Source organism: Vallitalea sediminicola, from assembly GCF_054408565.1.
The window spans coordinates 80,327-89,612 of record NZ_BTPT01000059.1 but is presented as its reverse complement, the minus strand read 5'-3'; the positions used below and the strand labels follow the sequence as shown (position 1 = coordinate 89,612).

The following is a 9,286-nucleotide window of genomic DNA, read 5'->3' as shown; positions in this document are numbered from 1 at the left end:
CAATTCTTAGCTGGTCTTTTTTATTTTAAAGAGTTGCATAATCAAAAATTACAACCCTTTTTTTATAAAAATATGTTAATACAAGTATAATATTACACATATTTACTTATAATATACCACAAAACCAACTTATTACACAAGTATACATATTTCAAACAATTAAAAATTAAGTACAGCACATAAATATCAAACAATAATGAAAGTAAGTATCTTATATAACTATAAAAAAAGAATAAAAACCCCAATATTAATTGGATATTTTTATTCTTATATCGTTTAGTATATAAATATCAAGATTCTAAGTATTAATCATTATCTTTAATATGCTCGTGATCATAAAGATGATCCATACAATATTCATGATAACCATCGCATTTTGAGCAATATCTAAATTCTAAATTTTTATCGTCAAGCTCAGTTCTTCCACAAATAGTACATTTATGAACATAGTTTTTCTTATTACTGTTTAGACCTGCATTATATTGTTTTTTTCTGTAATAACTTGATGTTGTATTTTTAGTTCCTGTTACAATATCTTTTCCAAAGAAAATAAAGTAATTAATCAGTGCCATTACAGCTGCTAATCTCTCTGAGGAACTACCCATTATTATTATATAAGCGAAATATGCCCAGTTTAACCATGCTAGCCATTTCATCTTTACTGGTAGAATAAAGAACAGTAAAATTTCATAATCTGGATAAAGTCTTGCAAAAGCTAAGAATAATGATAAATTAATAAAGAATGAACTAACTACTGGAATATCTGTAATAAATGCACCTACTATAGCCCCTACAATTCCTAATAAATAATAAACATTAAACTTAAAACTTCCCCACTCATGTTCTAAAGTACTACCAATCATATAATAAAAATATAATACAAACACTAGAAAGATTGTACTGGTAGTAGGTGGAAAAAATACAAATGTAACTAATCTCCATATCTCACCATGTTTTATTAGTTCTGGTATTAGTGCTAAATTCAATGTAGTTTGCATAGGAGCAAACCTCATAAAAACATATACAAAAGCATTACACACAACAATATATAGCATTAGATTTCTAATTGCAAATCTACCTAGTTTTCTTTCTAATTTATTTAGAAATTTCATTGAATACCTCCTTACCCTATTTATATTTTAGTCATTATACATGTAATTTATTATGTGTTTTATTGGATGTGGTTGGTAAATTACATAATTATAGTAATTCTACTCCTTTGTTAATGTGAAGTCAATTAAAAAATTGGCTTCATTAGATATTATAAATTAGCTTCATTAGCTATAATTGCAAATAAATCAGTAAAACTGATTTATTCTGACTTGGTTATTGCAAAATAGTATATGTATATGTTTCGCCAGCTACTTGCTCGTCCTGAGCAAAAAGCTGGATTCGGCGTCCTGCCTCACTACTCCACATATACATATACTATTTTGCTTTAAGTATTCGTCAATATAATCACAAAACACTTTTTCTTCGATTCTAGATAACGATTGGCTAGTTCATATTTTTTAATATAAAAATATGGCAACTATATTTTGAATTAAAAAAGCTATAAGGTATATGTTAATAATTAGCTAACATGTACCTTATAGCTTAAAGGATAATTCCTATATCTTACTTAATTTATTAAAAGTATTTTTTAGTGAACTATACAGTTCATGGTAAACTTCATATGTTTTGTTGTACTGTTTTACATTTTCATCTATTGGATTTATTGTATTGGTTACTTTAATTAATTTGCCGCAAACTTCTTCAACTGTATGATGTTTGCCTGTTGCTACACATCCAAGAATAGCACCGCCTAAGGCAGGTCCTTGATTTGTGTTTATGGTATTGATATTGCAGTCAAAGATATCGGCTAATATCTGACGCCATAGATTACTCTTGGCTCCTCCACCTGATACTCGTACTTCTTTAATTGGTACACCTAGTTCTCTAAGTATCTCAAGTGAGTCTCTGAGTCCAAAGGATACTCCTTCTAGTATAGCTCTTGTCATATGTGCTCTTGTGTGGGTGATGGTAAGACCAATAAAGCATCCTCTTGCATCTGGGTCTGGATAAGGGGTTCTTTCTCCCATTAGGTATGGAAGAAATATAAGTCCATTGCTTCCTGGTTCTATCTCATCAGCTTCTTTCAGTAATTCGTCAAATGATATATTTTTATTAACTTCTTCTACCCACCATTTTAAGCATGAAGCTGCAGAAAGCATAACTCCCATGCTATGATATTTGTTATTGGCATGACAGAATGAATGTACTCTAGCTTCATCATCAACAGCAAATTTATCATGAGCAGCAAAAACTACTCCAGACGTTCCTAGAGCAACTGATATGATTCCTTCTTCTACAACTCCAGTTCCTACTGCTCCAGCTGCTTGATCACCTGCTCCGGCAGCTACAACCACATTAGAATCAATACCAAATTCTTCTCTTAGCTCTTCTTTCAAATAACCTACACTAGCAGATGATTCATATAGTTTTGGTAACATTCCTTCATTGATACTTAGATATTCCAAAACTTCTTTTGACCATGTTCGATTCTTTACATCTACCAATAGCATACCTGATGCATCAGAGACATCAGTTGAGAAATTTCCTGTTAGCTTATAATTTATATAGTCTTTTGGTAACATGATCTTGTTTATTTTATTAAATACCTCTGGTTCATTTTTTTTGACCCATAGAATCTTAGGTGCTGTAAATCCTGTTAAGGCTTTATTAGCTGTTAAATCTCTTAATCCAGCTTTCCCAAAATGATTGGTAATGTCATCGCACTCTTTTTGTGTTCTTTGGTCACACCATAGTAGTGCAGGTCTAAGAACATCATCATTTTCATCCAATATAACAAGCCCATGCATCTGTCCGCTAAGACCTATTGATTCTATTTCATCGTCATCAATATTTATTTTACCGACGAGTTCTTTCATTGCATCTCTAGTTGCAGACCACCAATCCTCTGGATTTTGTTCTGCATAATTTAATTTTGGATAATATATAGGATAATCTCTGACGCTTTCTCCTAATATATCCCCTTTTTCATTAACCGCAATAAGTTTAACTGAAGATGTTCCAAGGTCTATGCCTAAAAACATTATAAATCACTCCTCCTTCGTTTTGAGAACCTTAGTTATAAGGTTGTAGCTCCTGTTTTAATCAATTGATATACAGGTAATAAACCAGCCCCAATTATTGATGCTCGTCCTTTTAATAATGAATAGCCAATAATAGATTCTTCAATAGGATATAAGATACTCTCTCTATTAATATACTCTACCAATGTTTTTTCATATAACTCATGATATTTACTGATCTTCCCACCAATAATTATTTTTTCTGGGGATAATGTAAGTATTATATTTTCAATACCTACAGCCAGATATCTGATGTAATCATTGAAAACCTCACATGCTATGGTATCTTTTTTCTCAACTCTAGTTATTAGTTGACCTACAGTTCCTATTTTGCTGGTTGATTTATCATTATAACTTTTCAATAAAGCTGTTTCAGAAGCATACAATTCCCAGCATCCAGTACGACCGCAATTACATTTCATCCGATCATCTGTAATTCTCATATGACCAAATTCTCCAGCTCTCTTATTTGTACTTTTATATAGATGGTTCTGAATAATTATTCCTGCACCAATACCTTCCGTAATTGATACAAAAACCATATTGTTATAATGGGAAGACATACCTAGCTCCGATTCTCCTATAGCAGCAACATTGGCTTCATTTTCAATATATACAGGAAATCCAAAAAACTTCTCATAGGGTTGAAAGTCAAATCCTTTTACATTTATATTTGGAGCATTTTCTAAAACTAGTTTTTTTTCATCTACAATTCCTGGTAAAGAAAATCCAATACCTAATATTTTATTTCTATCAACTTCATTCTGTGTGATTATTGATTCAATAATTTCCTTTGTTATTGATAAAATCTCGTCAAAAGAATAGGTTTTGTTATATTGTGTAGATTCTTCAACTAGTATTTTTGCATCAAGGTCCATTAAGGCTATACTGATTTTCTTCGGAGATATGTTTATTCCAAAACTTAATCTAGATTCAGGTACAAATCTTATTAAAACCGGTTTCCTTCCTCCTGAAGATTCAGCTACCCCGCCTTCCTTGATTATTCCTATATCTATCAATTCATTTACTTTTGAAATTACAGTAGGAATACTAGTTCCTAATTCTTTCGCTATATCTTTAATTGTTATTTCTTTTTTCTTTCTTATAAGCTTTAATATTCTAGCTCTATTAGTTTCTTTGATTATCTGCTGATTTATTGTATCAAGCAATAACATATAACCACCATCTTTATCCTCTTATTTTCTATTACATGATTATAACATAATTCACTAATCTTAAGATAAATTAAATCATTGCTATAAAACCAGCAATGATTTAGTTATATTTATCACTTACAATATTATAAAAGCTGTCTACCTTTGATCTAATTATGAATTGTATATATAATCATTAACTATAGTTTCTAATAATTCTTGGCGACCGGATTCATTAACTATTTGATCATTCTCAAGAGCATAATCTGCTAATTCTTTCAGTCCTACTTTACCATCAACAATCTCTTTTCCTATCCCTTGTGTATAACTTTTGTATCTCTTTTCAACATATTCTTCTAGCGCATTATCTTCATATAGTTTAACTGCTGCTAATAGACCTTTTGCAAAATTATCCATTCCAGCAATATATCCATATAATAGATCATCCAACTCAAATGAACCTCTTCTTAACTTAGAATCGAAATTCAATCCTCCAGGTGCAATACCTCCGTTTTTAAGCACTTCATACATAGCTAAAGTACTGTCATAAATATTAGTTGGGAATTGATCTGTATCCCATCCAAGTAATATATCTCCTTGATTAGCATCAATGCTTCCAAGAGCATCATTAATTCTACAAGTGTGAAGTTCATGTTGGAATGTATGTCCTGCCAATGTTGCATGATTAGCTTCTATATTCATCTTGAAATATCCATCTAAATTATATTTTCTTAAGAAAGCAAGTACTGTAGCTGTATCAAAATCATATTGATGTTTTGTTGGTTCTTTTGGTTTAGGCTCAATTAAAAATTGTCCAGTAAATCCTATTTCTTTGGCATAATCAACAGCCATTTTTAAGAATCTAGCTAAGTTATCAAGTTCTAATCCCATATCAGTATTAAGTAATGTTTCGTATCCTTCACGTCCACCCCAGAAAACATAATTTTCTGCACCAAGGCGTTTTGCTACCTCAAGCATCTTTTTAACTTTTGCAGCACAATAAGCAAATACATCAGCATTACATGAAGTAGCAGCTCCATGTACGAATCTTGGATGACTAAACATATTGGATGTAGCCCATAATAATTTTATACCTGTTTCTTGTTGAAGCTTTTCTAGATAATCAACCATTTCATCAAGATTATCTAATGTTTCTTGTAAAGTTTTTCCTTCTGGTGCTACATCTATATCATGGAAACAATAATACTCCATGCCAAGAATCTGCATTAATTCAAAACCAGCTTTTGCTCTCTCTTTAGCAAGCTCCATACCCTCTAATCCATCCCAAGGTCTTACGTATGTTCCTAATCCAAATGGGTCAGAACCATTGGCTGCTAGAGTATGCCAGTAACTCATCGCAAAACGAAGATGCTCTTTCATTGGTTTACCAGCAACAACTTCATCCTTATTATAATACTTGAATGATAATGGATTCTTAGATTTTGGTCCTTCATATTTAACACTCTTCACATTAAAATAGCTCATTTTCATTTCTCCTTTTTATTGTTTTTAAAATGGTTTTAAAAAGTTTATAAAAAAATATTAAATTAAATTGTTCTTTGAATTAAATAAATTATAGCATATAGCAAAAACTTTTTCAAGTCATTTTAAAAAGTTTATATAGGATTATTATTATGCTATAATAACCCCATTGTTTTACTTAATCACTTTCACTAAAATCCTAATTCCTTATCCACAATCAATACTTTTAATCTATCTTCATCTTTTTGTCCCTGTATAACAGTTAGATAGTTACATATTCTTTCACTAGAAGTACAATCCACACATTTTTTCAAGTAAACACAAGGTGGTTTGTACCCTGCTCTTATTGCATTATTATTGGCTGATATATTCTTAGCTCTATCAACTGCTTCATCCAGAGTATCCACTACTTTATTAGCTCCAATAACTATGATTACATTATCCGGTCCATACATTAGCGAAGCAACTCTATTACCACTATGATCAATATTCACAATTTGTCCATCCATTGAAATGGCATTACTTCCACAAATATACCATTCTGTCGTAAGGGATTTCTTTTTTAACTCCTTAATTTGTTCTTCATTTTTTGCTGATGCCTTATCTATAACTTCATTTCCTCTATTACTCAGTTGATTAATAACATCAATTTGTTCTAGAGTCGTGGAATGTCCAATTCCAACCGAACACTTTGATGGTATCAATTCTAATATTCTTTGGTTCGTTTCTTCTACTGTATTATAAAATTCTGCCTTTATATTTCTTTGCTTAAAATTATCAATGATTACTTGTTTTGTTACATTGTCCATTTTAACCTTCCTCCTAGCATTATTTTATAAAGCTTATACCAACTTTTTAGTTATTAGATTATTAACTATTACTTCAACTGATTTATTAATAAAAGAATTCGCCTCCTATTCATCTATCCAATTATCATTATATAAGTAACAGAAAATTATATCTTCCCACTTCCCGTTAATCATCATATAATTTTTTATTAAATTACTTCCAACAAAACCTACTTTTCTCATAACGTTACCACTTTTTTCATTACTTGTACTGTAGCCTCCGCTAATTCTCATAAGATTAAGCTCTCTAAGCACATAATCTGCACCTAATTTAACAGCTTCTGTCATATATCCTTTGCCTTGTTCATCTTCGTCCATACTATATCCAATTTCACATGAACACATAGGTTTTTTCATAATAGATTCAAAGTTCAATACCCCAATAACTCTTTTATTATCTTCTTTCTCGAAGATAAATAATCTTAGTGCCTTGTTCTCTTTGGCATCTTTCAAACTTTTTTCAATCAATCTTTTCCAACGCTCTTTTTTTAGATAGCTATCATTATGCATGGGTTCAAATGGAGTCAAGTATTCTTTGTTTCTCAAGTGATAATTATATACTTCATCAATGTCATCATTTTCAGCCAATCTAAGTATTATTCTGTCACTTGCTATGTACGGTTTTCTATACATTACTACTTTCGCCTCCTTACATTCAATTATAACATATCTACCTTAAATGTGATATAAAAACAAATATTGTATTAATATTACTTTTTTTATTATAATTATCAATATGTTAAGAGACAATAATGTTATAGTAAAAAGGAACTACTCATAATACATTTTATCAAAGGTAGCCTAGTAAGATATTAAACAGAATATCTTATTGGCACTGATTACCAGAAAAATGTATTATGAGACAGCCCCTTTTTATTGGTTAATTATTTCAATAAAGCTTCAGGATCATAATATTCTATATTTAACCCTGTTGCTACATTTTCATAAGTTACCTTTCCATCATAAGTGTTAAGACCTAATAACAGTCTCTTATCCTCAAGCAAAGCTTCTTTAACACCTTTATTAGCGATTTTTACAAGGTATGGTAAAGTTACACCTGTTAGAGCATAAGTAGAAGTTCTAGGAACAGCTCCTGGCATATTAGCTACACTATAGTGGATAACCCCATATCTTTCATAACATGGATTGTCATGAGTTGTTATATGGTCTATAGTTTCTATTGAACCACCTTGGTCAATTGCTACATCAACAATAACAGAACCTTTCTTCATTGTTTTGACCATGTCTTCTTTTACTATTTTAGGCGCTTTTGCACCTTTAACAAGCACTGCACCAATTAATAAATCAGCTCTTTTAACCATTTGACTGATATTATAATCATTACAGATAAGTGTTGAAACTCTTCCACCAAATATATCATCTAATTGTGCAAGACGATGAGCATTGATATCAAGTATTGTAACTCTCGCACCAAGACCTAAAGCCATTTTTGCTGCATTAGTACCAACGATTCCTCCACCTATAATAACAACTTCTGCTGGTAAAACTCCAGGTACGCCACCAAGTAAAACACCCATTCCACCATTATATTTTTGAAGTAGATGTGCACCAACTTGAGTTGACATTCTCCCTGCAACTTCACTCATAGGAACAAGTAATGGTAGAGAACCATCTTTTTCTTCAACCGTTTCATAAGCTATACCAGTAACTTTTTTTCTAAGTAAAGCTTTAGTAAGAGGCTCATTAGGAGCAAGATGAAGATATGTATAAAGTGTTTGACCTTCTCTAAATAGATCATATTCACATTCTAAAGGCTCTTTCACTTTTACTATAATATCTGCTGTATCAAAGATATCAGTATTTTTTTCTTTTATAATCCCGCCTGCTTCAACATATTCTTCGTCGTTAATACCACTACCTAGACCTGCCTTTTTTTCTACATATACAGTATGACCATTTTTTACTAGATCACTTACACCTGCTGGAGTTAATCCTACTCTGTTTTCATTGTTTTTAATTTCCTTTAATACACCTATAATCATAAATTTCCTCCTCCTTAAAATAATTTATATATACTATATAGTATTAGCTGTAATCGGTATTAGCTAATTACTATATATTACCAACAGAATACTCAAGATAATTTCCCTTTAGATGTCTCCATAGATGGAATAATTGAGTGTGTATTCTTAACTGTAGATAGTACTACATTCGTCTTAGTCTTTTTAACACCTTGGATAGCTTTTATTTTATTCAACAGTTGTTCTAGAGCATATGTATCCTTAGTAATAATCTTTAATGAATAATCATATTCCCCTGCTATATATAAACAATCAAGTATTTCATCTGTTTCCATAACGTAGTTAATGAAATCATCAGTATACTTAGGTCTGTCAATTGCGATAAACATGATAGCCGTTAATCTTTTATTCAGATAAGTAGGATTGATTATCGTTGTATATTGATCTATGATACCACCTGATTCAAGTTTTTTTAGTCTATCACTTACGGCTGATATAGATAAATTAATCTGCGAGCTTATCTCCGAAACAGTAGATCTTGCATTTTGTTGCAATAGTCTTAAAATACTAATATCAATCGAATCCATATAGCCCTCTTTTCTAATAATATAATTGGCAACAACTCTTTTATGCATCCTATACTAAAATATAATATATTCATGTAATACAAACTCTATTAGTAATTT

At 30.9% G+C, this 9,286-nt stretch carries 8 protein-coding genes; all 8 read right to left on the bottom strand.

Translation table 11 applies throughout. The features are described from left to right. Positions 1–305: 305 nt before the first annotated feature. Positions 306–1,112 (bottom strand): hypothetical protein, encoded by an 807-nt coding sequence (locus ACX6CF_RS20995; protein ID WP_458787325.1) that lies wholly within the window; start codon positions 1,110–1,112, stop codon positions 306–308. A gap of 498 nt (positions 1,113–1,610) precedes the next feature. Beyond that, entirely contained in the window at positions 1,611–3,095 is a 1,485-nt protein-coding gene (gene xylB / locus ACX6CF_RS20990; RefSeq protein ID WP_458787324.1) for a xylulokinase, read from the bottom strand. Positions 3,096–3,130: 35 nt separating this feature from the next. Continuing rightward, positions 3,131–4,309 carry an ROK family transcriptional regulator gene (locus ACX6CF_RS20985; protein ID WP_458787323.1) on the bottom strand — a complete coding sequence of 393 codons (1,179 nt, stop codon included), beginning with the start codon at positions 4,307–4,309 and terminating at the stop codon, positions 3,131–3,133. Positions 4,310–4,462: 153 nt separating this feature from the next. Continuing rightward, positions 4,463–5,773, bottom strand: coding sequence for a xylose isomerase (xylA, locus tag ACX6CF_RS20980; protein ID WP_458787322.1), 1,311 nt, complete (start codon positions 5,771–5,773; stop codon positions 4,463–4,465). Positions 5,774–5,961: 188 nt separating this feature from the next. After that, complete coding sequence (locus tag ACX6CF_RS20975; protein ID WP_458787321.1) at positions 5,962–6,579, bottom strand: lactate utilization protein; 618 nt, start codon at positions 6,577–6,579, stop codon at positions 5,962–5,964. A 105-nt stretch (positions 6,580–6,684) separates the two neighbouring features. Then, complete coding sequence (locus ACX6CF_RS20970; protein WP_458787320.1) at positions 6,685–7,251, bottom strand: GNAT family N-acetyltransferase; 567 nt, start codon at positions 7,249–7,251, stop codon at positions 6,685–6,687. Between the two features lie 251 nt (positions 7,252–7,502). Next, the gene (gene ald / locus ACX6CF_RS20965) at positions 7,503–8,621 is read right to left on the bottom strand and encodes an alanine dehydrogenase (protein WP_458787319.1); all 1,119 of its coding nucleotides are present in this window, start codon (positions 8,619–8,621) and stop codon (positions 7,503–7,505) included. Between the two features lie 92 nt (positions 8,622–8,713). Further along, complete coding sequence (locus tag ACX6CF_RS20960) at positions 8,714–9,187, bottom strand: Lrp/AsnC family transcriptional regulator (RefSeq protein ID WP_458787318.1); 474 nt, start codon at positions 9,185–9,187, stop codon at positions 8,714–8,716. Positions 9,188–9,286: the final 99 nt, after the last annotated feature.